We start from the raw sequence: 26,745 nt of genomic DNA, 5'->3' as shown, positions 1-26,745 counted from the left end.
GTTTAGCAGCGATAAGAGCCGCCTACCCACATGTTCTTTAAACGGTTTAGAAAGTCCGCCCCCAAAGACGACCCAAAAGTCGAACAACCGCAGCCCGAATCAGACGAGCAAGCGCAACCCAGCGAGCCCCCTGAGGCCGAGTTTGTCCCGCTTGAGCCAGAAGCACCGGAAGCCGCCGTTATTGCCCCCGAGCCCGTCCCGACTGAGCCCGAGGTCGCGGCGCCCGCGGCCGAGCCTACCGCGGAAGTCGCCCCAGCGGCCCCCGAACCAGCCAAAGCGCCGCCGGCGAAAGAAGGCTTGTTTGGCCGCATTAAACGCGGCCTATCGCGCACCAGCAGCAACTTCTCGGAGGGGCTCGGCAATATCTTTTTGGGGAAAAAAGAAATTGACGATGAGCTGCTGGAGGATCTGGAGTCGCAGCTATTAGTGGCCGACGTTGGCATCGAGGCCACCACCGATATTATCGACGATCTAACCGCCCGCGTGGCGCGCAAACAACTGGCAAACCCAGATGCGCTGTACGATGCCCTTAAAGCATCACTGGCCGAGTTAGTCGCCGGCTCCGAGCAACCGCTGATTATCGACACCAGTAAAAAGCCCTACGTTATTTTAATTGTCGGGGTAAACGGCGTGGGTAAAACCACCACCATCGGCAAGCTGGCCAAGCGCTTACAAAGCGAGGGCAAGTCGGTCATGTTGGCCGCGGGCGACACCTTCCGCGCCGCGGCAGTCGAGCAGCTGCAAGTGTGGGGCGAACGCAACAGCGTACCGGTGATTGCCCAACACACGGGCGCCGACAGCGCCTCGGTCATCTTTGACGCGGTACAGGCCGCCAAATCCCGCGGCATTGATGTGCTGATCGCCGACACCGCCGGGCGTTTGCACAACAAAGACCATCTAATGGAAGAGTTATCCAAGGTGCGTCGGGTGATGGGCAAACTTGATGACAGCGCCCCCCACGAGACCTTGCTGGTACTGGATGCCGGCACCGGACAAAACGCTGTCAGCCAGGCCGAGCACTTTATTAAATCCTCCGGTGTGACCGGTATCGCTCTGACTAAGCTAGACGGCACCGCCAAGGGCGGGGTCATTTTTGCGCTTACCAAACAGTTTGGCTTACCGGTGCGGTTTATCGGCATTGGCGAGGGTATCGACGATTTACAGCCGTTTGTCGCCAAACCCTTTATCGAGGCTCTGTTCGAGCGGTGATTCGCTTCCAAAACGTCACCAAACGCTACGCCACCGGGCAAGAAGCACTTAGCCGGGTCGACATACAAATCGACCGCGGCGAGATGGTGTTTTTAACCGGTCACTCGGGCGCCGGTAAAAGCACCTTAATGAAGCTCATTATGCTGATGGAGCGGCCCAGTAATGGCCACATCGAAATCGGCGGGCGCGATACCAGCGCCATCCGGCGCAGCGGTATCGCCCACTACCGGCGCGATATCGGCGTCGTATTCCAAAACCACCAGCTTTTGTTTGATCGCAGCGTCTTCGACAACGTCGCGCTACCGCTGCAAGTGGCCGGTTACCAGCACTCAGATATCGGCCGCCGAGTGCGCGCCGCGCTAGACAAAGTCGGGCTACTACACAAAGAGCGGGTCAACCCAGTCACCCTGTCGGGCGGTGAACAACAGCGCGTCGGTATCGCCCGCGCCGTGGTTAACAAGCCCGCGCTGGTGCTGGCCGATGAACCTACCGGCAACCTCGACCCGGAACTCTCGGCCGAGATCATGACGCTATTTCGCCAGTTTAACGAACTGGGCGTCACCCTAATGATCGCCACCCACGATATCGACCTCATCGAGCGGATGAACAAACGGGTACTGCAACTGGCTGAGGGCCGGGTCATCGCCGGTGGTGTGCCGCAATGAACCGCTTTCACCCCAAACGCAAGCCGGCACCCACACCGCGCAAACCGCCGCCGCGCCCCCAGGGCGCCATCCAGAGCAAAGCCGCTTGGCGCCACCGGCTGGAAGCCTGGCAAGCACATCACAGCAATTGCGCCCTAGAGAGCTTACTGCGCCTACTGCGCACACCACTGCAAAGCACGCTCACCTGGCTGGTGGTGGCCATCGCCACCGCGCTGCCCGCCACTTTGTACGTGGCACTGCTCAATATTGAATCGCTCGGTTACCACTGGCAGGACTCCAGCCAAATCTCCGTGTTTATTAAACCCGCCGCCAAGACCAATGCCATCGATAAGTGGGCCGACACCTTGCGCGCTCGCTCTGACATCAGCGACGTAGTTTACGTCAGCCCCGATCAGGCGCTGGTGGAGTTCAAAACCTACTCTGGCCTTGGCGCCGTGCTGGACGACTTAACCGAAAACCCTCTGCCCCCGGTGCTGCTCGTGCAACCCAGCACTGCCACCACGGGCGCAGCGCTGGAGTCACTCTTGACTGAACTGGCCAGCAACGGTTTGAGCGACGACGCCCGGCTCGACATGATGTGGGTCAAACGCCTGGAGCAGCTGGTGGAGCTGGCCAGCCGTGGCGTGTTTTTTCTCGCCGCCCTTTTGGCGCTGGGCTTACTGCTGGTGGTGGGCAATACCATACGGCTGGCCATCGAAAGCCGCCGCGACGAGATTTTAGTGGTTAAGCTGGTGGGCGGTACCGACGCCTACGTGCGCCGTCCCTTTTTATACACCGGCCTCTGGTACGGCTTGGGCGGCGGCCTAATCGCCTTACTGCTGCTCGCCCTAGGGCTCGCTTGGCTTGAGGCGCCGGTCGCCTCGCTAGCGGAACTTTATCAGAGCGAATTTAGTCTCAGTGGCCTGAGTTTGACCCACAGCTTACAGCTGATATTGGCCGCAGGCTTGATCGGCCTAGCCGGCGCTTGGCTGGCGGTGGGACGGCATTTGGCGCAAATCGCACCGCGTTAAAACAATTATTTAGCCACAGCGTGAACTCACACAGGTTAAGTTTGGTTAATGCCTTGTTTTATATAGGTTTTTAAACTTACCAGCGGAACTTTGCGATATTGGCAGGCTCCAAGAATCAATGCTAGACTAACTGGCCCTGTAAATTACTGCAGGAGCTTATTCGGTTTTAATCGCGTTTATATTGGGAGTCACGATTATGGGCACAAGCCTACAGCCAATGGGGAACCTCGCACCAGGTGGTAACCTCAATGCCTATGTGCAGGCTGTCAGCGGCTTTTCTGTTCTTACTGCAAATGAAGAACAGACCCTCGCTGAAGACCTTTACTACAACGACAGCCTCGAAGCCGCTCGCCGGCTGGTTATGGCGCATCTGCGCTTTGTTGTGCATATCGCCCGTTCGTACAACGGCTACGGCCTGCCGCTGGGAGATTTAATCCAAGAGGGCAATGTCGGCCTAATGAAGGCGGTTAAGCGCTTCAACCCCGAAAAAGGTGTACGCTTGGTGTCTTTTGCCGTGCACTGGATTAAAGCCGAAATACACGAGTTTATCTTAAAGAACTGGCGCATTGTTAAGGTGGCCACCACTAAGGCTCAGCGCAAATTGTTTTTTAACCTGCGCGGCGCCAAAAAGCGTTTGGCCTGGCTCACTAACGATGAAGCCAAAGCCGTTGCCGAAGACTTAAACGTTGAGGTAAAACACGTGCGCGAGATGGAGAGCCGACTCTCCTCTTACGACGCCGCCTTTGACGCGCCGGAAAACGAAGACGAAGACAGCCACTTTGTGGCACCTGCACACTACCTGCAAGACAAACGTCAAGACCCAGCCATGCAGCTCGAAGCAGCCAACTGGGAAGAGACCAACGTCAGCAGTCTAGAGAATGCTATGGAGCAACTGGACGATCGCAGCCGCACCATTTTGCAGCGCCGCTGGTTAAGCGATGACAAATCGACTCTGCACGATTTGGCCGCCGAGTATGGCGTTTCTGCCGAGCGTATTCGCCAGCTGGAAAAGAACGCTATGAAAAAAGTTAAAAACATGATGACGGAAGCGGCCTAGAGTAAAAGTAGACGTACAAGTCACCCCAAGCCGCGCACTGCGCGGCTTTTTTTATGTCACTGTCATTACGCTATTCGCCACTTGCACACGGACGAAACCATGCCCAAGCTAATACTCAGCATTGCCGCCACTTACGGCTTTATCGCCGTGGCGCTTGGCGCCTTTGCCGCCCACGGACTTAAAGGTAAACTGGCGCCCGAATTGCTTGGGGCATTTCAAACCGGCGTGCAGTATCAGATGTACCACGCCCTGGCCCTGCTCGTAGTGGGCTTGTGGTTAAAGCAAGCAACGCGACACAACACAGTTTGGCTCAACAGCGCTAGCGGGCTGTTTATGCTCGGCACGGTGTTATTTAGCGGCAGCCTTTACGCTTTAACCTTAACGGGTATCGGCTTCTTTGGCCCTATTACTCCGCTAGGTGGCATTTGCTTATTGCTGGGCTGGCTCTGCTTACTCATGGCCGCTTTAACATCTTCTAAGGACTGCAGCACCTCAACATGACCGACATCCCCGAATTTCGCCCCGAGTTTAAAAACAAATCCATCCGCAGCTTTGTGATTCGTGCCGGCCGCATGACCGATGGGCAAAAAAAAGCGTTTGAGCAATACTGGCCCAAATACGGCGCCAGCTTATTTTCCGGCGTTTTTGATGCCGAGCAGCAATTTGGCCGAGAGGCACCGGTAGTGCTCGAAATCGGTTTTGGCATGGGAGACTCATTACGTGAAATGGCCACTAACGAGCCGGACAAAGATTTTATCGGTATCGAAGTACATCCACCGGGGGTGGGCCGGTTAATTCACACCGCCGGTGAAGCCGGCGTGGCTAACTTAAAAGTTTATATGGCCGATGCCACTGACGTACTGGAAGACTGTATTAGCGACGCCAGCCTCGATCGGGTGCAAGTGTACTTTCCCGACCCCTGGCACAAAAAAAAGCATCATAAGCGCCGCATCATTCAGTCTGAATTTGTTCAGCGTATTCGCGGCAAACTTAAAATCGGTGGTCTGCTGCACTTCGCCACCGACTGGGAAAACTACGCCGAACATATGAAAGAGGTGATGGACGCCGCCGCAGGCTACACCAACACTCAAGCCAATGGCGATTATTCACCGCGACCAGAATACCGCCCCATCACTAAGTTTGAAAAGCGCGGTGAGCGCTTAGGCCACGGCGTATGGGATTTGGTGTATCAGCGCAGCCAGTAAACGGCGAAGAACCGCACAGGAGCCTGGCAGTGTATTTAGCGCGGCACAACGCGGGTACCAAATCGATTGCGCTCACCGCCACACTACTCGCGCTAGGTTTTGCGTTTTACGCAATGGACGCTCTGCCGTTCGCCTGCGCAGTGGCTCTTCCGGTTTTTGCTCTGCTACTGGCGGCCAATAAACGGCTGCGCGTCACGGGTAACGGTATTTGCCACAAACAAACGCGAATAATCGCTTTGCTCGGCGCCGGTGTGTGGTGCCTCACCTTGCTCATAGGTTTTGCCATTGCCCTGTACCGACCCGCCAGCTTTAACTACCCACTGATATACACGTTTACCACACCAGATTTTTCCCTTTACGCCAACCTTGCCAAAGGCCTTGCGGGTTATTTAATCGTCATTTGGCTTTACTCATCCGCTCCCATACACAACCGTTTAAGTCCTCTGCGCTCGACATTGGCTGTTAGTGCCGGAGTAATATCAGTTCTTATCGTCGCGGTTTTAGGGTTCAATATCGGCTGGCATCCTAAGCTGCCGTCGGGCGTAATATGGTTTGCTCTTATCAATTTAGTCATTACCGTAACGGCCGAAGAAGCCTTTTTCCGGCTATTGATTCAAGACGGATTGCACAAACTTTTGCCTAAAAAACTGCGAGCAACACCACAAGCGGCTTTATGGCTAGCCGCTGGCGCGTCGGCTTTTATATTTGCCCTCGCCCACGCGCCCATCACTCACCCCACGTTTTTATTATTTTTGTGCGCCGGAGGCATCTACGCCTTGGCCTACCAGCTAACCGGCCGTTTGTCGGTTGCGATAGCCACACACTTCGGGGTTAATGTGTTTCACTTCTTATTGCTGCAATACCCGTTGGTACTTTAAGCAACCGTTAGCCACAAACATACAAAACGCCAGCCGCCGCAATGGGGCATAAACCTTTTCTGCCACAGGTTCACCCGATCACTATGCCGCTTTACACTTTAAATGAATTCTCTAAGGCCAATAAAGACACCAGAGCTGTCAACCGCAGCGCCTTAGCCTACCCGGCAGCCCCCCTAGACCTTCAAATACCTCACCTTCGCCAGAGACAATCGGCCGGTTCAGGTTTTGAGCTTTACGTTTTAACGTTGCGATACCAGCTGATTCCCGCCCACTCACTGGGCAACTGCTAAACTCATAAGATAATGCGAATATTGCTATGGGTACCAAGGTTGTCAATACGTCTCTTATCGGTCGCACTCCCGGTTTTGTTGCTTGTTGGCGTTTGCGAGGCCAACGACAGCAGCACGCCGGAGTATGTTTACTGGACGGGTGCCGCAACCCCAGGACGCTTAGACTACGAGCTGGCGGTAGTAGATGCCGCACTAAAGCGTAGCGTAGCGGCCTATGGCCCCTATCATTTAACGCTCGATCAGCGGGAAATGCCCTCTGTGCGCGGCCGTATGGCGCTTATTAAGGGCGATGATATTCACTTTGTGGCTACCACTAGGCAAGACTATGATCCACGCCAGCTTATTGTGGTGCGCCACCCCATTGAGGGCGGGCTATTGGGTTATCGGCAATTGCTGATTAAAGCCGAGCGTTTGCCCGAATTTGCCAATATTACTCGCCCCCAGCAGCTCCAAAAACTGATAGCGGGTCAAGGGCGGGGCTGGCCAGACGTTGATGTGTATAGAGCCAATCATTTTAACGTAGAGGAAATTCTCACGTTTGAGCAATTACTACCCGTATTACTAAGTGAGCGTATCGACTATATTCCATTGGGCATTGACGAAATAGAACCCACGCTGACGCGGTATGGCGATAAGTACCCGGGAATGACAAAAGTCCCAGGGCTTATGATTTACTACCCCATGCCCGTTTTTTTGGTGGTAAGCGCCCGACACCCGACGCTGGCGGCGCGGCTAAATGCAGGGCTTAAAATGATGACCGAAGACGGTAGCTTGCAGCGGTTATTTATGCGCTATAAAGGCGATACTGTGGCAACAATAAAAGCGACCAACCCAACCTTGATCATGCTGCGCAACCCCAACTTGCCACCCACTTACAACCTACCACCCGCCCTGTTGGCGCGCCCCGAAGAGTGAAGCCGAGCAATAATATCGCGACTTATGCGCCTCGGTTAATGCCCAAAAGGTAAGGTGCTCAAGCGCCCTCTACCATTTTTTCTTGCACGTGCTCAGCCAGCCCCACGCCAGCTTCAGACATCGTCAAGTAGGTTTCATTGGCGCCGGCCAAGTTGATTTTATCCGCCTCATCCTGAAACAAACTGTGGGAGGCGATAAAGCCGTTGTAACCGCGCTGGCGCAACTGACGGGCCGCGATTATCTTCGCCTCTAGATCGCTCATACTTAAAATCACCGCACGGATATTACTCATCTCCACGCCTTGCCAAAACACCTGGTCTTCGGCGTCGGCGAACATCACTGAACGGCCAGCCTTGCGGTGGCGGTCGACTTTGCCCGGGTCGGAGTCGAGCGCGATAAGCTTGCCAATTTTGCCGCTGAGCTGATCGTAAGCGGCAGTGCCGGTGCGGCCCATACCAAAAATCAGTACCTCGGCATCGCCCAGCGAGATAGGCTGCTGGTCGGGATGGTGGATATTGCGCTCAAGCGGCAACAGACGACTTGAGAGTTTCTCGTAAAATGGGTGGGCGATACGGTTAAGCGGCGCCGATATCACAAACGACACAGCCACGGTGAGTGCCAGCGGCACAAGCCACTCGGGCAGCACTGCCGCGGCGACAATCAAGCCAAATTCACTGTAGTTAGTCAGCGCTAGACCACTCAAAAATGCACTGCGGGCGCGCAATTTAAACAACACTAGCAGCAAAAAGAAGCCAATCGCTTTGAGCGGCAACAGTAACGACGCGACCGCCGCTAGGATCAACGCATCCATCCCCGGCAACCCACTCATGCCAATTTGCAGGAAGAATCCCACCAAGAACACTTCTTTGATACTCCAGAGTGAATTTGACAGCTCGGTGGCACGCCGATGCTGAGCTAACAACACACCGAACGCCAAAGCCCCCAGCTCGGAGCTGAGCCCCAGTGCCTCAAAGCCCATCCCGCCCACAACAAGCGCCAGCAAGAGGCCGAGTAAAACCATAAGCTCGTCGTGACCACAGACATCCAGCAGCTTAAACAACAATGGGCGCAGTAGCGGCAGGCCCAGCACCAAAGGCGCCCAAACGGAGGGCACGCTGCCACCCGCAAGCGAGATAACCAGCAGCGCGATAAGGTCTTGCACAACCAAGATGCCGATCGCTACGCGTCCATGAAACGCCCGCAACTCTCGTTTGCCATCGAGCACTTTGGCGGCCAACACGGTGCTAGAGAACGACAGGGCAATGGCGAGCAACATCGCCTCGTACCATGTCACCTCGAGCAGTACGTACATACCGGGGGTCAGCAGCGCAACCGCCAGGGCAAAGTGCACAATGCCGCCGCCAATTACCTCTGGCTGCACGAGGTTGCGCACGCGAAGCTTGAGCCCCACGGTAAACAGCAACAACAACACGCCTATGTGCGCTAAATGTGCAATGACCTCATGGCCGTTTTCGGGCAACTCGACAAAGCGCCCCACACCACTGATGGCAAAACCTGCGGCCAAATAACCAACTAACGGGGGCAAGCCCACCGAGCGCACCAACAAACCTAGCGTGAACGCGCACGCAATCCATACCGCTTCTAACATTCCTGTGCCTTATTTGCCTTTAACTGTGGACGACGGCCGCCAAACCTTGAAAATAATCGCGATTATCCCTATTTTAGCCCATGCTATCGGTGAATACGCCAACCGAAGCCCGTGCGGGACGACCCGCGCTGCAGAGCAATCTGATTATCTCTAACCGGGGACGACCCCGCCCCGACGAGATTACCAAACATGTCTTGGTTTTACTTACTTTTAGCCGGCTTATTCGAGGTCGTGTGGGCCGTGGGCCTGAAATATTCCGATGGCTTTACGCGTCTATGGCCCAGCGTTACCACACTGGTGGCCATCGCTATCAGCCTGTCACTATTGGGGCTGTCGCTCAAAGAACTCCCCATTAGCACCGCTTACGCGATTTGGAGTGGTATCGGCGCCGTGGGGACTGTGATCCTGGGCATATTCCTGTTTGGCGAGAGCGTGTCGGCTTTGCGCCTAGTCTGTATTGCCCTTATACTCACGGGCATTGCCGGACTAAAATTGACCTAGGACGCACCATGGAAGCACTGTACGACGAACATCCCGTGATGTTTAAAAACAACCCTTTGGGGTTTATCCTCGCCCTGATTTTGTGTCTCGTGGGTATTGGTATCATCATCCTATTGGTATGGCACCTCAACAACAAATCGTCCCGCTTAATGGTCACAAAATCGGATGTTTTGTATGAGAAAGGACTGCTCAGTAAAGAGCGCTCTGAGCTAAACATCACCAGTATCCGCACCGTTAAAGTAAAGCAGTCGTTCTGGAATCGCATATTTGGTACCGGCACTATTGAGCTATACACCGCTGGCGACTCGGCCGAGATTATCGCCGTTGGAATGCCCGACCCAAACCGTGTGCGGGATATTATTAAAGCTAACGATTAACCGAGGCACCTATGGGCAGCGACGAAAAGGATAAGCGTCAAGCACGAGCCACACTTATTGGCATCGTGGCCGTTTTGCTGTTGGCGGTGATCGCCACCGCTTTGCTATTGCCCATGCTAGGCGGCATTACCGATGGCGTTTTCTCTCAGGGCTTAGGCCTTAAAGAAGCCGCTGTTATCTCCTTTTTTGTTACCACCGCGCTGCTAGTAGTCTTTGCCATTACCTCGGGCGACGGGCTTATCGGTGAGATACAATTTGTACTCGGCGGTTTTTTTACCTTTTTTATTATCATCTGGCTGATGATTGCGTGGATTTTTTAACCGCGCTCAACACATCGCCCCCAACACAGTGTAACTTTATGAAATTGACTCGCACCTTACTCGCACTTGCCCTCCCCGCCACACTACTGGCCAGCAACGCTAGCCTGGCCGATAACGAGCGTGGTTTTTTTGCCGGTGTTGGCGCCTCGGCAGTAAACGCCGACGATGAAAAAAGCTACGACGGCGCTGATTTATGGACAGCCGAGCTGTTTGCCGGTTACAAGTACAACAGCTTACTAGGCGCCGAAGTGCGTTACGGCACAGGCTTAGGTGCCGATACCGTGTATTTAGACGGCGACGACACCATTGAAGCGGATATGGACATTAACCACTATCAGGCCATTTACTATCGCGCCGAGGCCACCAACCAACATGGCCGCTTTTACGCCTTACTGGGCTACTCCGATCTCGACTACCGCTTAGAAGACACCGGCTTAAGCACCGACGGGTTTTCTTGGGGCTTGGGCTTTGGCTGGTACATCGCGCCAAAATGGAACTTAAACTTTGAATACAAAAATTTGGCCGATGTCGACAACCAAGACTTTACTGCCATCAGTGCCAACTTAGATTACCGCTTTTAAGAGGCGTAATATTAATTTATGGCTGACTTGTTAGAAAAACCGGTGCATTGCCCGTTTTGCGATGCCCCGCTTACCCTACTTGTTGACGACTCGGCTGGCAGCCAGCGCTACACTGAAGATTGCCATGTCTGCTGCCAGCCGATAGACGTAAATGTGTGGGTCGATAGCGACGGTGACGTAAGCGTCACCGTCGAGCAAGAGTAGCAAACAACCTCTTCACTTAAGGCTGTAGCAAGGCCTCAATGGCCTCGTTTAACGCTTCGCTATCAGGCTTCACCTTACTGTCAAAGTGCTGCACGTTGCCTGTTTCCCCATCCAGTAAGTACTTATTAAAATTCCAGCCCGGCTGCTCACTCTGTGCGCCCAAATACGCAAACAAATCATTGGCCTTATCACCAGTCACAGCAGTCGGAGCCAGCATGGTAAAGGTCACCCCGTAGTTGGTATAGCAAATCGTCGCCGCCTCTTCTTCCGACTTAGCGGCCTGCTTAAAATCATCACTGGCAAACCCCACGACCACCAAACCTTGGTCGGCGTATTGCTTATGCAGCGCCTCTAGCGCTTTAAATTGTGGCGTGTAACCACAGTGGCTGGCGGTATTCACAATTAGCGCGTCTTTGCCCGCCAAAAGGTCACACAGATTAGCATTATCACTGGCGTGCAGCTTACGATACTCGCCCTCCAGATACGCTGGGCAATCGGCCGCTTGTACCGCCGACACGCTCAGTCCGAGTAGTACTGCCAGAGCAATTGAAGTTTTCATGTTTGGATCCTGTTGTTTGGGGTTGGCGTATTAACCATACGCAATAAACAGTCCGCTGGATGTCTTCAACCAGCCACCTGAGTCCTGCTATGATCTTACTCTGACATTCCGCCAAGACCAAACGACCCATGCGCATCCCCCGAGTTTACTGCCCCATTGACCTAACGCTTAACACACCTATCAGCCTCGACGACAATGCCGCTCACTATCTTGGCAAGGTGCTACGCATGGGCGCGGGGCGACCGGTGGTAGTGTTTAACGGCGAAGGAGGCGAATTTGCCGGCACCATTAGCGAGGCGGGTAAAAAGCGCATGCAGGTCACACTCGACAGCTTTGATGATACCGAGCGCGAATCGTCCTTCGCCATTGAGCTAGCCGTCGGCCTATCCCGCGGTGAGCGCTGGGACTTTGTGTTGCAAAAAGCCACTGAACTGGGGGTAACCAGGATCGTGCCGCTTGCGACCGAGCGCACGGAGGTAAAGCTAAAAGGTGAACGTCTGGAAAAAAAGTGGCAGCACTGGCGCCAGATTACCGTCAGCGCCTGCGAACAATGCCAGCGCAACCGAATCCCCGAGCTTGCCTCAGTGACACCCCTCGCCGATTATTTAAACGAGGCTAAGGCCGAACAAAAGCTTGTTCTGCACCACCGCGACAGCCAAGGCCTACCCGCCGCACACAACCCCAGCAGCGCAGCACTTTTGGTGGGTCCCGAAGGCGGCCTGAGTGACAGCGAAATTCATGCCGCACAAGAGGCGGGCTTTAACCCACTGACACTTGGCCCGCGCGTCATGCGCACCGAAACCGCTCCGATCGCGGCTATTAGCGTGCTGCAATATCAGTGGGGCGATTTTGCATCATAAACGCTAGGTGTTGTTTTATGCCCGGCCATTCGTCACCGGTAATACTGTAAATCACCGAGTCGCGAATACGCCCGTCGCGCATTTGCATATGCTTGCGCAATAACCCCTCGTACTTTGCGCCGATGCGCTCAAGCGCAGTCCGCGAGCGACGATTAAGACAGTCGGTTAAAAACTCCACGCGCAAACAGTTCAATGCCTCAAATGCATGGCACAACAGCAAGTATTTACACACCGTATTCACACCCGTGCGCTGAAAACGCTGGGCAATAAAAGTGAAGCCGATTTCGACCCGACGATGCTCGGGTACCGCACGCATAAATCGTGTCGAGCCAATCACCCTATTATCACTTTGGCACACAATGGCATAGGTTAGCCCTAACCCTGCGGCATAATCGGCCATCGCTTTTTCATAAAACGACTCAAGCCGCTCGGGCGCGGGCACAATGGTCAGAAACAATTGCGACAAATCGCCATCGGCAATGGCAGCGGCCAACCCAGGCAAATGCTGCTGCGTTAACGGCACAAGCGCCACGCCATTTAAAGCAAGCGGTTGCTGTATAAACTCCATAAATAATCCCTTACAATTTCTCGATAGCGCCAACCAAGCGGGTACAAAAAACCCGCCTCGGTGCGGCGGGTTTTTAAGATCACAAACACCACCAACCTGTGTGGCTAACGCTGGCTGGAAAACTCTAAGTAGGTTTGCTCAATCTTTGCCAGCGCGGGAATAACCGCCTGTTCACCGGCCCACGTTACAATAAGCTGGTCATAAGGAGCTTTTACAACGTTTTCTCGCTCGGCTATCTCTGAGGCGGTAACCCGTGCCAAGCGCGGCAAGCCTTGGGTCAAAATGGCAATAAAGCTCAAAGAATCACTGATGCCCGTAGTATTAAGCACCGCCACCCGACAACGGCTATTTATACTTGGGCGCGCCTGGCCATTAAGTAACTCCAACGAGACGATAGGAATATCCAGTTCACGCCAGTTGATATCCCCCAACAACCATTGCGGCGCATTATCGACCGATTGGATCTCGCCCACAGGGACAATCTCGGCGACGGTCACGTTAGGCAGCAGCAAAAGAGACTCACCAAGAGGCACCAACAAACTGGCTACTTCTTGATAGCTATCGGATTCTATTTGATGTTCCGCTCTCATGAGCTGACTGCCCCTTTCATCGCGTTTGTGTGATTCATGTATTGTACAAAATTGGCCGCTAGCTGCGCTGGCGTGCCGGTAAAATCGACGCAATCAGTGGCCAGTGCCGCTAGCGGCATTGAGTCGACCACGCAACTGCTGGGCTCTTGCACCCAAACCTGGCCTCGCTGCTGCTTGATAAACCGACAGCTGGCAGCACCATCAGTACCCATACCAGAAAAAATAATAACACCACTGTGTTCTTTTTTCGCGCTGGCAAGATTTGCCAGTAGCTGGTCAATCGATGGCTGGTAGCGCCCACCCCAGGGCTCGTCGTAAACCACTAAGGTACTATTATCCAGTACATTAACGCGCCGTGCCGGGTCCATAATAGTAACGGTATCCGGCTGGATTACCGCGCCTTGCTCGGGAATAACGCCGCGGTAGGCGCCACTTTTACCGAGCATGGTCACCAACGATCCGCAGTACTCCCGATCAATATGTTGCGCGTACAAAAAGCCCGTGCCAAGACCGGCGGGAAGCGCTTGCAAAAACTCGCGCACCGGTTGCGGCCCGCCCGTTGATGCCGCCAATACCCAAACGGCCTGCGCCGCAGTACAGGTTGCCAGATTTACCTCGCCGACGAGACGCTGCAAACGCGCGCGCAAGCGATTGGACCATTGCAGTTGGGCCGCACTACTAGCGTCTACCTCGCTACTATCGCTAAGCAGCACCGGAATCTCAGAGGTAGCCAATAAAACACTCAACACCTCACCGGTGGCGCTGAGTTCCTCTTCAACATGGGTAATATCAACCAACCAGGCATCCAGGTCGGCAATACGTTCTAAATCTTCCAAGTCCAAGTCGGGCACTACGGAGTGCCCATACTGTGGCAACACCGCACTGTACTCAACCCGCTGCCCCGTTTGTGCCACCAACAAGCTCAACTGTCGCAGCTTTTGCTCACTATCGACCAACAGGCCTAACCCTAGGGGTTTCACGCGACTACGCGTCCTGCTCTTCGATCAGTTCTTGAATATTATTGAGCAAAATATCTTCTTGGTAAGGCTTACCCATGTAGCGGTTAACGCCCAAATCCAGGGCCCGCTCGCGGTGCTTATCGCCGGTACGCGAGGTAATCATAATAATCGGCAAGTGCTTTAGGCGCGAGCTAGTGCGAATGTTCTTAGCCACCTCAAAGCCATCCATACGCGGCATTTCGATATCCAGCAACATCACATCGGGAATGCTGTCTTGCAGTAACAAGATGGCTTCGGCACCATCTTTTGCGGTCACGACCCGGTAGCCTTCGCGCTCCAAAAAGCGCCCTGTAACCTTGCGCACGGTAACCGAGTCATCCACCACCATAACGGTTTTTTCGTCGTCTTCTCTGTCAGCGGCTACCGACTGCGCAAACGGCTCTAGCAAAGTTGACTCAGCCAAGCCCAGTGCCATTTGCTCACGAATCAGCGCGTGCAAGTCGAGAATAACCACAACAGAGCCATCCCCCATCACCGTCGCGCCCGACACGCCGCGCACTTTACTAAACTGTGCACCCAAGGTTTTTACCACGATCTCGCGGCTACCCAACAGCTTATCAACCTGCAGAGCCATGGTGTTTTCGGCGCTGCGCACCAACACAATAGGCAACGGCAGTGCCTGACCATCCAACTTAGGCAGCGAGTCGCTATCGAGCAGCGAACCCAAGTAGCGCACGAGATAATTCTCGCCGGCGTACTCAAAGCGCGCTTGCTCATCCTGATAGTAATGCTCTAACTCAAACGGGCTAACCCGCACAATACCCTCAATAGTATTCAGCGGAATAGCGTAAAGGTCATCGCCAATCTGTACCATCAAGGCGCGGTTTACCGACACAGTAAACGGTAGGCGTACCGTAAACTCTGTGCCCTGCCCCCAGTGAGAGTTGATAAACATGGAGCCGCCCAGCTGCTTGATCTCGGAGTGAACCACGTCCATCCCAACACCACGACCGGAAATTTGCGTCACCTTATCCGCCGTACTGAAGCCCGCATGCAAAATAAATTGCATGACGTCTTGGTCGGATAGCTGCGCGCCTTCGGTCATCAAACCCCGTTCGACTGCTTTGGCTCGCACTTTATCTAAGTTAATACCGCGCCCGTCGTCCACTAGCCGCAGCACTACATCGCCACCTTCACGGGATAAATTGAGCGAGATAACACCGACATCACTTTTGCCGCTATCGCGGCGCTCTTCGATAGGCTCAATACCGTGATCGACAGCGTTGCGCAGCATGTGCTCCAGCGGCGCAATCATTCGCTCCAGTACCGAGCGGTCCAATTCGCCCTCTACATTATCGAGCTCGAAACTGACCTCTTTACCCAGCTCGTTAGCCGCTTGCCGCACAATCCGGCGCAACCTTGGCACCAACCGCGCAAAAGGCACCATGCGCGAGCGCATTAAGCCTTCTTGCAAGTCAGTGTTAATACGCGACTGCTGCAACAGTAGCGTTTCTGTATCGCGGTTTTTATCCACGAGGGTCATGCGCAAATCCAGCAAGTCCGAGGCGGACTCTACCAGTGAACGCGAAAGCTGTTGCAGGGCCGAGTAACGGTCCATTTCTAGCGGGTCAAACTCGTCATGGGCAGCCATCTGCTCTTGACGGAATAAAATCTGGGCTTCGGTTTCGATATCGAGGCGGCGCAGCTGCTCTTGCAGACGCTCAATGGTCGCGTCCATTTCGTCCAGCGCGACACCGGTGTCACCCACTTGTTCTTCGATACGCGCGCGGGCAATCGAAGTTTCACCAGCAAGGTTTACCAGCTCCTCCAGAAGCTCCGCCGAGACTTTAACAACCTCTTGTGGACCACTGCGCTTGGCCGCCAAATGCTGCGCTTGCGCGCCGGGTGTGGCCACTGGCCCACCGCCACCTATTGGCGCCGGGCCGGTCGATCCCGATTTGACCGGAGGCTTAACTTTTGGCGCAAACGGTAAGATGTTTGCCGGCTCGCTCGTTTGCGATGGGTCTGGGGCGGCATCTTCCGCAGAGCTCGCATCATGCTCTGGCGCAGAGTCTTGCTGATCCGTCGCAGCCTGCGTAGGCTCCTCAACCTCAGCAACAGGAGCGGCAGGCTTCTCAGGAACAGCCGTGCCGTGAAGCTTGGCTTGCACCACTTGAATACAGTGGTGGATTTGATCTTGGTAATGCACCAACTTAGTAAATGTTGCCTGATCCATAGCATCGATATTTAAATCAATGACCAAGGTTTCAAAGTCGTGGGTTAAATCCCCGAGCTCATTAAGGCCGGCCAAGCGTGCACCGCCTTTAAGGGTATGTAGGCTGCGTTTTAACTCTTCAACGCACTCGGTGTTTCCCCAGTCATCTTGCCAGTCGTGCATTGAACGTTCGATGTCTTCGCTCAGCTCGCCGGCCTCCTCCATAAAGATTTCGAGAATCTCCTGATCGAGCTCATCTTCAATCTCAATCTCGGCGGCATAGTCGGTATTCGCTAACCCTGACGCTAGCGGCTCTGATTCTTCAGCCTCATCAGCGTCACCTGGCAGCGTTGATTCAGGCTCCTCGACGACATCGGCATCCAGGTTCTCATTAAGCGACTCAGCTGGCTCTTGCTCGTCAATATCCTCGGGCAAGGCGTAAGCGGTATCGTCAACCTCATCGACGATAGTTGTATCGGGTACCTCGGCATCGAATTCAAGTGATGCATCGAACGCCGGCTCATCCGCGCCGGCAATATTCTCATTTGCCTGATTATCGACGGCGTCGGCCGCCAGCTCTACGTCATCGGTAACGTCACCATCAGTGGTGAGGGCGACATCCACATCATCACTGGCGGCCAGCGTTGCCTGGCTATCCATCACTTCCGTTTCGGGCTCGGCTTCGGCTTCGGCTTCGGCTTCGGCTTCGGCTTCGGCTTCGGCTTCGGCCAACAAGCTATCTCTTGGCGCCGCACCGTCAAGTAGCCCTGACAATACAGCATCTACATCGGGAGGAATTGGCTGTAAATTTTGCCCCGCGGCAATGGCGTCAACCATGTCCAGTAGCGCGGTGTGCACTCTTATAAGCTCCTCGCACAGGAGCGGCTCGCAATTGAGTTCACCCGCCACAATACGTTGATATACTTGGTGCAATTTATCGCCCAAGCTCGCCATCGGGGGTAAATTAGCGTGCGCCGCGCCACGCGTAAGATTTTTTAACTCGTTAATAATCGGCTGCAACTGTGCAATATCTTCGGGGCTTTGTTGCCAGGCATCAATAAGTTGATCGGCATCCAGGAGTAAATTCATCTCCTCAGCCATAAATATTTCTAACAACTCCGGGTCAACCGGGTGCTTACCGCCAGCATCGGCCTGCTGTAATTGCGCCAATGGCGCAACGTATAGTTCCCGTAATTCATGTACCCGAGCGAGGTATTGATCTAAGCGCGGGATCATGAGTTCGCGTTGCCGATCAATATCCTCTAAGGCAGAGCGGGTATAACTCACGCCATCGCGCAGCAACTGTAAAATGTCGTCATTGATATTAACTTGGTAACTGCGCAACTCTTTAACAAACTTTTCCAGCGGCGTGGCAAGCTCTGCAATTGGCGTCACTTCCGCCATATGCGCGCTGCCTTTTAAGGTGTGCAACGCACGCTGCATATCGTCGCTGGGGGGTTCAAACAGCGGGCGCGCCTGCTCCATACGCTCGATGTACTGCTCGACAATTTCCAAGTGTGCCAGTGCTTCGGCACCAAATATATGCCATAACTGGCCGTCATCGGTATCGGCCGAATCGTCATCATCGAGGTTCTGGGCGCCCGAAACACTGCCCGCAGTAGTCAGTTCTTCGGGGGTTACATCGCCCTCTGCCGCCTCTGTCTCTACCTCAACTGTTGCGGCTAGCTCGATCTCTTCCTCAAGCGGCTTTAAATCGTAAGGCACTTCGCCCCGAGCCAAAGCTTCACCTTGTTCGCGCAGATGATGAACACCATCACGATCCGGGGTCGGTTCGCGCGCCGCAAAAGCATCAATCATAGCCGGCAGTTTAAGTCGCACGTTTTCAATAAAAATAACGTGAGGCTGGGCCGGTACGATCGTGTCGTCGATCACCCGGTTGAGCATATTTTCAACCGACCAAGCGAGCTCACCAATATCACTGGCGCCCACCATACGGCCGCTACCTTTTAAGGTGTGAAAGGCACGCCGAAACTCTGTTAGCGAATCGGTGTCTTCAAAATTCTGCGCCCACTGTGGGAAGAATTCCGCGATGGCCTCGCTTACTTCACCCGCCTCTTCGATAAATATTTCAAGAATTTCGTCGTCAACGACCTCGTCGTCAATCGTAATGTCTTCTTCTGCAGCCGCAGGTATTTCGCTCTCATGCTCGACAATAACCGGTTCGAGATCGACAGTGGCCTCATCAGCGGCGCTTTCTTCTGCCTGCTCACTGTCTGACTCCACGTAATCGATGTTTACATCGGGCTCATCAGCCGTACCAGCGTTGCTATCCAGAGCTTGTGCATAAGCACTTTGAAGCAATAACGAGTCGGCATCGTCGGTATGCGCTTGTGGGGACTCAGCGACAGGCAACGATTCCGGTTCCGCATCGTCTACACTGGCATTAGGCGTCTGAGATCGGCCAGAGTATTGGGTCACAGCGTATCCCAGTTGCTCCACGCTTTCCTCGGCAACCATTAACAGCAGCTCGTTCTCTTCTTCGCTGCTTTCGCCACCTAAGCGTTCTAAATAATATTCCACGCTGGTAATGGCATCAGCTAAGGTGTCTAGCGTCGTCCACTCGGGCTTTTGTTCTTGCTGTTGTAATTGCTCTTCAATATAGCGCGCACACGCGCCCAAAATTCTCGCTGGACGAGGCAGCGGAATCATTTCTAGGCTACCGCGAATATCGCGCAGCATTTGCGGTACATTATTTAAATGGTCGCGATTCCACTGCGAGGCAATGTACTCGACGATGGCATCTTTAGCGTGCTCAAGCCCGTTGCGCGACTCACGCATCACCGACGCCTTAGCGTCTGACAAGGTCATGCCCGCTTGATCTTTTACCTGTTTCGCAACGCTTTTACCCGCGTTAGAGGCCAACACGTCCAGTTCGCCCTCAATATCGATAACGCGATTTGCAACGCCAATCAACTGCTCGTCGGACAAGCCGGTAGATGAAGTCATGGCCAGCTCAAGGGCGGCGCTTTGTTCAATAACCGAGCGGCGCAAATCACCGATACCCAGCACGGCCATGGTGTCGCCAACGCGTTTAAGTATACCAACGGCATCGGCAAGCGGCTGCTGAGAATCCGCGCCCGATAAACAAGTATCCAACGCACGCTTAACGCCTTCCAGCTCTACTTTTAGGGCTGTAACCACCGAGCGCATAGCCTCTGGGTCGGGGCTTGATAATATATCCTGACTGTCACCTTGCTCTTTACCCTCAAGCAGTGCCCGGTCTAGTTGATACAGCTCATACACTTGTTTGAGCTTAGAGCCGGCGGCAAAACTGGGCGTGTGTTTACCCGAGCGGGCGACATAATAAAGCAGGTTTTTAATCAGCTCTTCGTCGCTGAAGCTGTCCAGTGCCGAAACGCCCTGGAGCACTAATATTTTGATTTCGCGATCGAGCTTACGCAGCAAGTTTTTAATCGAAACGCTGGATTCAATTGCGTCCATCTCCAGCGCTTCGGCCAATGCCTGAGCGATCAACCACAATGGCTGCCGCGCTGTGCCTGAGGTAAGGCGGTAGAGGCGGGAAAACACTTTACTAAGGTAGGCAAGATTCTCATCCGGATTAACGGATTTAATAAACCCTGCGGCGGCGTATTGATACATTTGCCGCAACTTTTTTGCAGTCGCGATAAATTGCGCATCGTCCGCCGTGAGCGGCATACGCTCGCCCGATACTTGGCGCACAGGCGTCATGTCGGGCATAAATAAATTGGTATCCGACAACAGGCTTTCGCCGCGCACGGTGCGCAGATCGTTTAACAGTGGCAACACCACTAAGGGGTTGTCGTTGCGGCTTACTTTTACTTGGTTGAGGTAGACCGGAAACTGCAAGATAGCGCGCATTAGCACTTCTTGGCCTTCGCCGGTATTGGCCACAGCGCCATTAATCAGTGCCTGGGTGAGCTGCTCCATCTCTTCGGCGAGCATTGCTGCACCGTGAAACTCCACCATCTGCAAACTGCCGCGCACTTGATGGATATGCGTCAAGCAAAAGCGCAGACGCGCCTTATCGTTGGTATCTTGTACGTAAGACTCGAGCGATTGTCGCGCTTGCTTCAAGGTCTCGGCTATTTCATGAATAACCCAGTCGAGAGCCGCAAAGTTGCGATTGTCAGCCATCTAGCGCCTTCCTCATTGTTGTTTTTGCTCGACCCGAATGTAAGCCTGGATTTTATCGTCTGCTACCCGTTTCATTTCAGGGTGCTCCCAATCCATTACCTCGCCAAGACCTACCACCAGCAGACCACCCGGCTTAAGCCGACCAGCAAGACTATTGAGAATATCGCGCCGCAACCAGCGACGAAAATAAACCAATAGATTCTGGCAAAACACCACATCCATGGGCACATTAGGGATTTCACTCACCTGCAAAATATTGCCGTGGGTAAAACAAATCCGATCTCGCAACTTGCGCACAATCTCGTAGTTGCCATCGTTACATAAGGTGCAATAGCGTCGCGCCTCTTCGGTGGTCATTTGCTCTATAGCACGTGGCAAGTAGCGCCCTAAACGCGCTTTGGCTAATGCTGTGGAGCTAATGTCCAACGACGTAATGCCGTAATAGGGTTCGAGCTGTGCCAACTCAAAGCAATCGTTGATGACCATGGCCAGCGAATAAGGCTCTTCACCGGTAGAGCAACCTACGCTCCAGACATCAAAACTATCGTTGAGCTGGCGATTATTAATTTTATCTTGCAAGTAGTGGCGTACATATTCAAACGACTGGCGGTGGCGAAAAAAGCTCGTTTCTTTTACCGCCACCCGGTCGATTAAAATCGACCACTCTAACCGCCCCTGTAAGCCATCAGTCACCAGCGAATAATAATCGCTGTAATGCTCGTAACCCAGCTCGCGCATACGAATCGAAAGTTGCGACTGCAGCAGCGACTTTTGCCCCAGCGTTAGCTGAATGCCCGCGCGTTCTTCCAGCAACTTGCTCCACTGTTCGAACTCGCTATCGCTGAGATCGACTATAGTCCGTAGCGACCACCCCATAGTTAACGACGCATCAAGGCTAGTTAACGATATGACTTACACATGATGACGATTGGTGTCATCGTCATCAGCGTCGATATCAATGTCGAGGTCTACTTCATCACTTAAGTCGACAACATCCGCCTCACCCAAATCAACCACCTCTTCGTAATCACTTAGCTCGCTGGGAGGCTGCGTATGCACATCGGCCGACTCCGCCTCTAGGCTGGCAAACTCGGCACTGTGATCAAAGCTTGCGCTCTCACTGGTATCTTCTTCCGGCAGTTTAAAGCCCGCCACCGATTCACGCAGATCGAGCGCCATAGACGCAAGATTACCAATCGACTGCGCCGTGGCACTGGTACCCGCTGACGTTTGCGTGGTGATCTCTTGAATCACGTTCATCGTGTTAGAAATGTGACCAGCAGACGATGCCTGCTGGCGCGCGGCGTTCGAAATGTTTTGAATCAATTCCGCCAGCGAGGTCGATACGCCTTCGATCTCTTCCAGTGCCACACCGGCGTCTTGCGCCAAGCGAGCACCGCGAACCACCTCAGAGGTGGTTTGTTCCATCGAGATCACCGCCTCGTTGGTATCGTTCTGAATCGTTTTAACCAGCGCCTCAATCTGCTTGGTTGCCGCCGCAGAACGTTCCGCAAGACGCTGTACCTCATCCGCTACCACCGCAAAGCCTCGACCTGCGTCACCGGCCATCGAGGCCTGAATCGCAGCGTTAAGTGCGAGGATGTTCGTTTGGTCAGCAATGTCGTTAATCAAGGATACGATGTCACCAATTTCCTGTGACGATTCACCCAGTCGCTTAATCCGCTTCGAGGTGTCTTGAATCTGCTCGCGAATGGTGTCCATCCCGTGGATAGTGTTTTGTACCACTTTGGCGCCGTTGCTCGCGATCGATACCGCGCGCTCTGCCACCGCGGCCGATTCAGAGGCGTTGGCCGATACTTGGTCAATGGTCACCGCCATTTCATTTACCGCCGCCGATGCGCCGGCAATTTCTTGCGCCTGGTGTTCAGAGGCCTCGGCCAAGTGCAGTGCCGTTTGCTGGGTTTCTTGCGCGGCGGCCGATACATTTACGGCCGTTTCGTTGATTCGCGCTACCAGAATCCGCAACTGGTCAATGGTGTAGTTAATAGAGTCAGCAATCGCCCCGGTGAAATCCTCGGTTACCGTAGCGGTGGTGGTCAGGTCACCATCGGCCAGGTCGGCAAGTTCATCCAGTAGTCGCAAAATAGCCGTTTGGTTACGCTCGTTCGCCTCGGCGGTTACCGCCAAGCGACGGCGTGTACCGCGATACAACAAAATACCGATAAAGGCCAAACAGGCGAGAATTAAGCCGGCAATAATCAACAACAGGGTATTGTTCAGTGGCCGCTCGGTCGCCTGAATCGAGATTTTATCGGCGATATCACTCAGCGCCTGCAGCAGTGCTGGGGTCTGGGTGATAATTGCCTCTTCGGCCTGCCGCGCAGAGAACAGTGCCGGAGCACCTTCAAAGATGTCGCGAATCGAGTTACCAACGCCATCAAACAACTGGGAAATTTCATCCAGGCTCGCGCGAGCATCTGGGTCCGATACCCGCGAAATGCCCAGCATCTCATCACCGTTGAGCATCGCCGCCAGCATACGTCCGTAGAGGTTAGCATCTAGGTTGAACTGATCGGCTGCCTTATCGGCGTCGGCGTCACCACGGAGCATTTTATCCACGTTTCGACCGATACGCTCGGCGCGCCAAGATTGCATCTGCGCTTGTGATACCTGCTCGGCAGGTGCGCCTGCCTCTAGTAGAATCTCTACAATGTTGCTGTGCTGCGCCTGCAGTGTAGGCAGGTTGTTGTTTAGATCGTTACCAACGCGATTAATAAAAACAATGGCCTCTTGGTTTTCCAGGATCGACTCGGCATTGCTTTTAATGTCTTTCCACACCGAGCCAAAGGCGCCAAATTCATCGCTCAGCTCTTTTTGCGTTCGGGGGTCAGCGGTGCGCAGCGTATCCCACGTGGCGCTCATGGTATCCACCACGGTGGCCAGCTCGTCAAACGCCTCTTCATTGCCCGAGGTGGCATCCCGCGCCAGCGACGTCAGCCGGTAGGCCTGAGCCCGCAGTTCCGCCGCCTGCTGCTCGTAGAGGCCATCTCGATCACTGTCGCGATTGACAATGGTAAAGATCACCGCCATGGCAATAATAAGCGCCACTAGCAAGACGCCTACAAAGACAATCGCAGGATTGCCCTTAAGCGTCGCAGCAATAGTTCTGGACTCAGTTTTCATTACATACTCCTGACCGACTCTGCATCATTGTTGTTCGTTGTTAGCTGAGAAACTCGGACCGACTCTGTGAGCCCACCCCCAAAAGTCCCTCTTCTGGTATTACATAAATCTATGACAAGCATCTTTACGCAGCGCAACGCCGCTTATTTTATTACGCCCAGCGCCTCAGATATCCTTTGCAGCATCTGTAAAACGCTGGTCTTGCGCGAGTATCGAGAGGCGAAATACATTCCACGTATTGTCCTCTGCGATATAACTACCGCGCGCATAGGGCAGCAACCCCTCCACTAAATCCGAATTGCTGGGCAAAAATTCATCGGCGGGAAAGTGCTGCATGCCATACACCTGATCGACGATCAGGCCTGTGTACAACGCTTCTGTCTCGAGCACCAAAACGCGGCGGCGCTTGCGCCCCCCGACTAAACGGCCGCCGCAAAAGGCGGCCAAGTCAAACAGCGGAAGCAACCGACCACGGACGTTCGCCACACCGCGCACCCAGGATTGCACACCGGGCAAATGCGTGTAATTGGGAACTTCGAGCATCTCGGACACCTCGTCCATCGGCGCCACAAAGTGACTGCCGAGCAAGGTAAAACCAATACCGCTCCACTGTGGACGCGCATCAATCTGGGCCGGCAAGCCTTTGGCTGCCGCCCGACAACTACTGGCCAAGCTGGCCAGTGCCGTGAATGCGCTCGATTGCTCTGACATGATCCGAGTCCGTGTTTTATCTATTGTGTCCGACTCCAGCGCACAGCAAGGGAGGCCCTAGCGCGCGCTGCTACCCCAATTGATCAGGCCATAACCTCACTGATCGAATCCATCAAGACTTCTGCGGTTATTGGCTTGGCCAAATAAGCGCGCGCACCTTGACGCATCCCCCAAACACGATCGGTCTGCTGATCTTTGGTGGTAACGATAATGACGGGAATATTCGCGGTCTCTGGAGCTTTGGTCAGCTGGCGAGTTGCCTGAAAGCCGTTCAAGCCCGGCATCACAATATCCATCAAGACAACATCTGGCAGCTCTTTTTTAGCCAGTGCCACACCCTCTTCACCATTGGGTGCCGTCAACACGGCATGGCCGTTTTTCTCCAGCATGGTGGTCAGCTTATAAGTTTCAGTGGGCGAGTCGTCGATAATAAGTACTCTGGCCATAGGATCCCCAATTGTGCAGTTAGCTGTTTAGATAATTACTTTTTATTAGCGGCTGACGTTACGACGCCTGCGCCTGTTTTACGTGCTCTTCTATCGCCCCAAGCAACTCACTTTTGCTAAACGGCTTAGTCAAATACTGATCCGACCCGACGATTCGGCCCTTGGCCTTATCGAACAATCCATCTTTACTGGACAACATAATGACGGGGGTGGATTTGAACTCGGTATTATTCTTGATCAACGCACAGGTCTGATAGCCATCGAGGCGCGGCATCATAATATCGACAAAAATGATATCTGGCCGTGAATCGGCGATTTTTGCGAGCGCGTCAAAACCATCCGTTGCTGTTATCACAGTACAGCCGGCTTTTTTAAGTAACGTCTCTGCGGTGCGACGAATCGTTTTACTGTCGTCGATCACCATTACTTTCAGACTTTCTAAACTCACGTCCATAGGTGCTGACCTTTGCGCTGTTATTGTAGAGAAGACTAAATTGCGACGCAGCTCACACTTCAACGGCACAATAGTACGCATTGAATCTGACCGCAACCGCTCTACGGATTTATTTATCTGACAAGATTTTTAACATAGTTTTTAAGGTTTATCTATAAATCACTGAATATATACAAAAATTTTACTTTTTCCGCGTTTCATATTCCTTACAATTATGGTTAACGAGCACTTGCGCCAACTACGCCAAGCCGTTAACTTAGCGACGCGGCGTATAGCCCCGCACCCCAAGATTGCTGCCCTAGATTGAGCCCGACACTATGAGTCTAACCCTTGGCGTCGTAATGGACCCCATTGCGAACATTACCTACTACAAAGATACCACTTTGGCCCTACTACTGGCCGCCCAGGAGCGTGGCTGGAAGCTGGTTTATATGGAGCCCGAGGATCTCTACTTAGAGCGCGAAACCGCCCGCGGCCGCACCCGCAGCCTCAAGGTGTACGACGACGCGGAACATTGGTACGAGCTAGAGCCACCCAGCGATATCGCGCTTGGCGAGCTGGATGTCATTTTGATGCGCAAAGATCCGCCGTTTGACACCAACTACATCTACAGCACCTATATCCTAGAAGCGGCCGAGCGTCAGGGCGCCTTGGTGGCCAACAACCCCCGGTCACTGCGCGACTGCAACGAAAAGATGTTCGCCACGCAGTTTCCCCAATGCTGCCCGCCGATGATCGTCAGCGCCCATATGGATCAGCTGAAAAACTTTCACAAAGAGCACCGCGACGTTATTTTTAAGCCGCTTGACGGCATGGGCGGCAGCAGTATCTTTCGCTGCAAACAAGACGATCCCAATGTTGGCGTGATCCTTGAGACCCTAACCGGACACGGCAAGCAACTGACGATGGCACAGAAGTTTATCCCCGAAATTAGCAACGGCGACAAACGTATTTTAGTGGTCGCAGGCGAGCCCGTGCCCTACGCTTTAGCGCGTATTCCCGCCGAGGGCGAAACCCGCGGCAACCTGGCCGCCGGTGGTCGCGGCGTAGCGCAACCACTCACCGAGCGCGACTATTGGATCGTCGCCCAAGTGAGTGAGCAACTCCAAGCGCGCGGCTTGTATTTTGTCGGACTAGACGTCATCGGCGACTACTTAACCGAGATCAATGTCACTAGCCCCACGTGCGTGCGCGAGATCGACAAAGCTTACGATACCCGCATTGGCGAGCGCCTGATGCTGGCCCTAGAGGCCGAACTGAAGCGGCGGAAGCAAAGCTAAT

The 26,745-nt window shown here is 53.9% G+C and carries 26 protein-coding genes; 15 read left to right on the top strand and 11 right to left on the bottom strand.

The genetic code is table 11. The features are described from left to right. The first annotated feature begins 30 nt into the window (after nt 1-30). The 8 genes from ftsY to AACY82_RS12095 all read left to right on the top strand — a co-directional run bounded on the left by ftsY (nt 31) and on the right by AACY82_RS12095 (nt 7,229). Complete coding sequence (gene ftsY / locus AACY82_RS12130) at nt 31-1,209, top strand: signal recognition particle-docking protein FtsY (RefSeq protein ID WP_339617088.1); 1,179 nt, start codon at nt 31-33, stop codon at nt 1,207-1,209. Further along, a complete protein-coding gene (gene ftsE / locus AACY82_RS12125) occupies nt 1,206-1,874 on the top strand; it encodes a cell division ATP-binding protein FtsE (protein ID WP_339617087.1) in 669 nt (222 codons plus the stop codon). Before ftsY ends, ftsE begins: the two co-directional genes overlap by 4 nt. Continuing rightward, on the top strand, nt 1,871-2,884 hold the full coding sequence (gene ftsX, locus AACY82_RS12120) for a permease-like cell division protein FtsX (protein WP_339617086.1): 1,014 nt from the start codon (nt 1,871-1,873) through the stop codon (nt 2,882-2,884). The genes ftsE and ftsX overlap by 4 nt, the downstream gene beginning before the upstream one ends. A 196-nt stretch (nt 2,885-3,080) precedes the next feature. Further along, the gene (gene rpoH / locus AACY82_RS12115) at nt 3,081-3,941 is read left to right on the top strand and encodes an RNA polymerase sigma factor RpoH (RefSeq protein ID WP_339617085.1); all 861 of its coding nucleotides are present in this window, start codon (nt 3,081-3,083) and stop codon (nt 3,939-3,941) included. Between the two features lie 99 nt (nt 3,942-4,040). Further along, nucleotides 4,041-4,442, top strand: coding sequence for a DUF423 domain-containing protein (locus AACY82_RS12110; protein ID WP_339617084.1), 402 nt, complete (start codon nt 4,041-4,043; stop codon nt 4,440-4,442). After that, complete coding sequence (trmB, locus tag AACY82_RS12105; protein WP_339617083.1) at nt 4,439-5,146, top strand: tRNA (guanosine(46)-N7)-methyltransferase TrmB; 708 nt, start codon at nt 4,439-4,441, stop codon at nt 5,144-5,146. The genes AACY82_RS12110 and trmB overlap by 4 nt, the downstream gene beginning before the upstream one ends. 29 nt (nt 5,147-5,175) lie before the next feature. Next, on the top strand, nt 5,176-6,024 hold the full coding sequence (locus tag AACY82_RS12100) for a type II CAAX endopeptidase family protein (RefSeq protein ID WP_339617082.1): 849 nt from the start codon (nt 5,176-5,178) through the stop codon (nt 6,022-6,024). Nucleotides 6,025-6,353: 329 nt separating this feature from the next. Then, complete coding sequence (locus AACY82_RS12095) at nt 6,354-7,229, top strand: hypothetical protein (protein ID WP_339617081.1); 876 nt, start codon at nt 6,354-6,356, stop codon at nt 7,227-7,229. Nucleotides 7,230-7,287: 58 nt separating this feature from the next. Here the strand turns inward: AACY82_RS12095 and AACY82_RS12090 are convergent, their stop codons facing one another. Next, entirely contained in the window at nt 7,288-8,838 is a 1,551-nt protein-coding gene (locus AACY82_RS12090; protein ID WP_339617080.1) for a cation:proton antiporter, read from the bottom strand. A 189-nt stretch (nt 8,839-9,027) separates the two neighbouring features. Between AACY82_RS12090 and sugE the strand changes: the two genes are divergently transcribed. Genes sugE through AACY82_RS12065 form a run of 5 tightly spaced genes read left to right on the top strand, consistent with a single transcriptional unit; the run spans nt 9,028 to nt 10,821 of the window. Next, nucleotides 9,028-9,339, top strand: coding sequence for a quaternary ammonium compound efflux SMR transporter SugE (gene sugE / locus AACY82_RS12085; protein ID WP_339617079.1), 312 nt, complete (start codon nt 9,028-9,030; stop codon nt 9,337-9,339). 8 nt (nt 9,340-9,347) lie between these two features. Beyond that, complete coding sequence (locus tag AACY82_RS12080; protein WP_339617078.1) at nt 9,348-9,716, top strand: PH domain-containing protein; 369 nt, start codon at nt 9,348-9,350, stop codon at nt 9,714-9,716. Between the two features lie 11 nt (nt 9,717-9,727). Further along, the gene (locus AACY82_RS12075) at nt 9,728-10,036 is read left to right on the top strand and encodes a hypothetical protein (RefSeq protein ID WP_339617077.1); all 309 of its coding nucleotides are present in this window, start codon (nt 9,728-9,730) and stop codon (nt 10,034-10,036) included. Nucleotides 10,037-10,074: 38 nt separating this feature from the next. Further along, complete coding sequence (locus AACY82_RS12070) at nt 10,075-10,617, top strand: outer membrane beta-barrel protein (RefSeq protein WP_339617076.1); 543 nt, start codon at nt 10,075-10,077, stop codon at nt 10,615-10,617. Between the two features lie 18 nt (nt 10,618-10,635). Continuing rightward, on the top strand, nt 10,636-10,821 hold the full coding sequence (locus tag AACY82_RS12065; protein WP_339617075.1) for a CPXCG motif-containing cysteine-rich protein: 186 nt from the start codon (nt 10,636-10,638) through the stop codon (nt 10,819-10,821). A 16-nt stretch (nt 10,822-10,837) separates the two neighbouring features. On the opposite strand, the gene AACY82_RS12060 is transcribed toward AACY82_RS12065, so the two are convergent. Beyond that, nucleotides 10,838-11,380, bottom strand: coding sequence for a glutathione peroxidase (locus AACY82_RS12060; RefSeq protein ID WP_339617074.1), 543 nt, complete (start codon nt 11,378-11,380; stop codon nt 10,838-10,840). Nucleotides 11,381-11,508: 128 nt separating this feature from the next. On the opposite strand from AACY82_RS12060, the gene AACY82_RS12055 reads away from it, so the two are divergent. After that, nucleotides 11,509-12,240 (top strand): 16S rRNA (uracil(1498)-N(3))-methyltransferase, encoded by a 732-nt coding sequence (locus tag AACY82_RS12055; RefSeq protein ID WP_339617073.1) that lies wholly within the window; start codon nt 11,509-11,511, stop codon nt 12,238-12,240. Here AACY82_RS12055 and AACY82_RS12050 read toward each other — a convergent pair. The 9 genes from AACY82_RS12050 to pilG form a co-directional block, all read right to left on the bottom strand. Next, a complete protein-coding gene (locus AACY82_RS12050) occupies nt 12,200-12,808 on the bottom strand; it encodes a GNAT family protein (RefSeq protein ID WP_339617072.1) in 609 nt (202 codons plus the stop codon). The two genes, AACY82_RS12055 and AACY82_RS12050, sit on opposite strands and share 41 nt — an antisense overlap. A gap of 104 nt (nt 12,809-12,912) precedes the next feature. Beyond that, a complete protein-coding gene (locus AACY82_RS12045) occupies nt 12,913-13,398 on the bottom strand; it encodes a chemotaxis protein CheW (protein WP_339617071.1) in 486 nt (161 codons plus the stop codon). After that, nucleotides 13,395-14,378 carry a chemotaxis protein CheB gene (locus AACY82_RS12040; protein ID WP_339617070.1) on the bottom strand — a complete coding sequence of 328 codons (984 nt, stop codon included), beginning with the start codon at nt 14,376-14,378 and terminating at the stop codon, nt 13,395-13,397. Before AACY82_RS12040 ends, AACY82_RS12045 begins: the two co-directional genes overlap by 4 nt. Nucleotides 14,379-14,382: 4 nt before the next feature. Next, entirely contained in the window at nt 14,383-20,709 is a 6,327-nt protein-coding gene (locus AACY82_RS12035) for an Hpt domain-containing protein (protein WP_339617069.1), read from the bottom strand. A gap of 12 nt (nt 20,710-20,721) precedes the next feature. Beyond that, a complete protein-coding gene (locus tag AACY82_RS12030) occupies nt 20,722-21,585 on the bottom strand; it encodes a CheR family methyltransferase (protein ID WP_339617068.1) in 864 nt (287 codons plus the stop codon). Nucleotides 21,586-21,621: 36 nt separating this feature from the next. Then, nucleotides 21,622-23,853, bottom strand: coding sequence for a methyl-accepting chemotaxis protein (locus tag AACY82_RS12025; RefSeq protein ID WP_339617067.1), 2,232 nt, complete (start codon nt 23,851-23,853; stop codon nt 21,622-21,624). A 165-nt stretch (nt 23,854-24,018) separates the two neighbouring features. Continuing rightward, entirely contained in the window at nt 24,019-24,564 is a 546-nt protein-coding gene (locus AACY82_RS12020; protein ID WP_339617066.1) for a chemotaxis protein CheW, read from the bottom strand. Between the two features lie 83 nt (nt 24,565-24,647). Continuing rightward, nucleotides 24,648-25,010 carry a twitching motility response regulator PilH gene (gene pilH / locus AACY82_RS12015; protein ID WP_339617065.1) on the bottom strand — a complete coding sequence of 121 codons (363 nt, stop codon included), beginning with the start codon at nt 25,008-25,010 and terminating at the stop codon, nt 24,648-24,650. A gap of 58 nt (nt 25,011-25,068) precedes the next feature. Continuing rightward, nucleotides 25,069-25,464, bottom strand: coding sequence for a twitching motility response regulator PilG (gene pilG / locus AACY82_RS12010; protein ID WP_339617064.1), 396 nt, complete (start codon nt 25,462-25,464; stop codon nt 25,069-25,071). A 317-nt stretch (nt 25,465-25,781) separates the two neighbouring features. Between pilG and gshB the strand changes: the two genes are divergently transcribed. After that, entirely contained in the window at nt 25,782-26,744 is a 963-nt protein-coding gene (gshB, locus tag AACY82_RS12005) for a glutathione synthase (RefSeq protein ID WP_339617062.1), read from the top strand. The last annotated feature ends 1 nt before the right edge of the window (nt 26,745 follow it).

It is taken from the genome of uncultured Gilvimarinus sp. (assembly GCF_963972205.1).
Lineage (GTDB): Bacteria > Pseudomonadota > Gammaproteobacteria > Pseudomonadales > Cellvibrionaceae > Gilvimarinus > Gilvimarinus japonicus.
Note: the sequence above shows the minus strand (reverse complement) of the source record. Positions and strands in the feature narration are given on the sequence as shown.

Excerpts from the sequence above, each read along its gene's own strand:
- pilH (WP_339617065.1), bottom strand. The coding sequence starts at position 25,010 with ATGGCCAGAGTACTTATTATCGACGACTCGCCCACTGAAACTTATAAG.
- gshB (WP_339617062.1), top strand. The coding sequence starts at position 25,782 with ATGAGTCTAACCCTTGGCGTCGTAATGGACCCCATTGCGAACATTACC.
- sugE (WP_339617079.1), top strand. The coding sequence starts at position 9,028 with ATGTCTTGGTTTTACTTACTTTTAGCCGGCTTATTCGAGGTCGTGTGG.
- AACY82_RS12110 (WP_339617084.1), top strand. The coding sequence starts at position 4,041 with ATGCCCAAGCTAATACTCAGCATTGCCGCCACTTACGGCTTTATCGCC.
- AACY82_RS12050 (WP_339617072.1), bottom strand. The coding sequence starts at position 12,808 with ATGGAGTTTATACAGCAACCGCTTGCTTTAAATGGCGTGGCGCTTGTG.
- AACY82_RS12020 (WP_339617066.1), bottom strand. The coding sequence starts at position 24,564 with ATGTCAGAGCAATCGAGCGCATTCACGGCACTGGCCAGCTTGGCCAGT.
- AACY82_RS12080 (WP_339617078.1), top strand. The coding sequence starts at position 9,348 with ATGGAAGCACTGTACGACGAACATCCCGTGATGTTTAAAAACAACCCT.
- AACY82_RS12070 (WP_339617076.1), top strand. The coding sequence starts at position 10,075 with ATGAAATTGACTCGCACCTTACTCGCACTTGCCCTCCCCGCCACACTA.
- ftsX (WP_339617086.1), top strand. The coding sequence starts at position 1,871 with ATGAACCGCTTTCACCCCAAACGCAAGCCGGCACCCACACCGCGCAAA.
- AACY82_RS12065 (WP_339617075.1), top strand. The coding sequence starts at position 10,636 with ATGGCTGACTTGTTAGAAAAACCGGTGCATTGCCCGTTTTGCGATGCC.
- AACY82_RS12045 (WP_339617071.1), bottom strand. The coding sequence starts at position 13,398 with ATGAGAGCGGAACATCAAATAGAATCCGATAGCTATCAAGAAGTAGCC.
- AACY82_RS12030 (WP_339617068.1), bottom strand. The coding sequence starts at position 21,585 with ATGGGGTGGTCGCTACGGACTATAGTCGATCTCAGCGATAGCGAGTTC.
- AACY82_RS12090 (WP_339617080.1), bottom strand. The coding sequence starts at position 8,838 with ATGTTAGAAGCGGTATGGATTGCGTGCGCGTTCACGCTAGGTTTGTTG.
- rpoH (WP_339617085.1), top strand. The coding sequence starts at position 3,081 with ATGGGCACAAGCCTACAGCCAATGGGGAACCTCGCACCAGGTGGTAAC.
- ftsY (WP_339617088.1), top strand. The coding sequence starts at position 31 with ATGTTCTTTAAACGGTTTAGAAAGTCCGCCCCCAAAGACGACCCAAAA.
- AACY82_RS12060 (WP_339617074.1), bottom strand. The coding sequence starts at position 11,380 with ATGAAAACTTCAATTGCTCTGGCAGTACTACTCGGACTGAGCGTGTCG.
- AACY82_RS12075 (WP_339617077.1), top strand. The coding sequence starts at position 9,728 with ATGGGCAGCGACGAAAAGGATAAGCGTCAAGCACGAGCCACACTTATT.
- pilG (WP_339617064.1), bottom strand. The coding sequence starts at position 25,464 with ATGGACGTGAGTTTAGAAAGTCTGAAAGTAATGGTGATCGACGACAGT.
- trmB (WP_339617083.1), top strand. The coding sequence starts at position 4,439 with ATGACCGACATCCCCGAATTTCGCCCCGAGTTTAAAAACAAATCCATC.
- AACY82_RS12035 (WP_339617069.1), bottom strand. The coding sequence starts at position 20,709 with ATGGCTGACAATCGCAACTTTGCGGCTCTCGACTGGGTTATTCATGAA.
- AACY82_RS12025 (WP_339617067.1), bottom strand. The coding sequence starts at position 23,853 with ATGAAAACTGAGTCCAGAACTATTGCTGCGACGCTTAAGGGCAATCCT.
- AACY82_RS12055 (WP_339617073.1), top strand. The coding sequence starts at position 11,509 with ATGCGCATCCCCCGAGTTTACTGCCCCATTGACCTAACGCTTAACACA.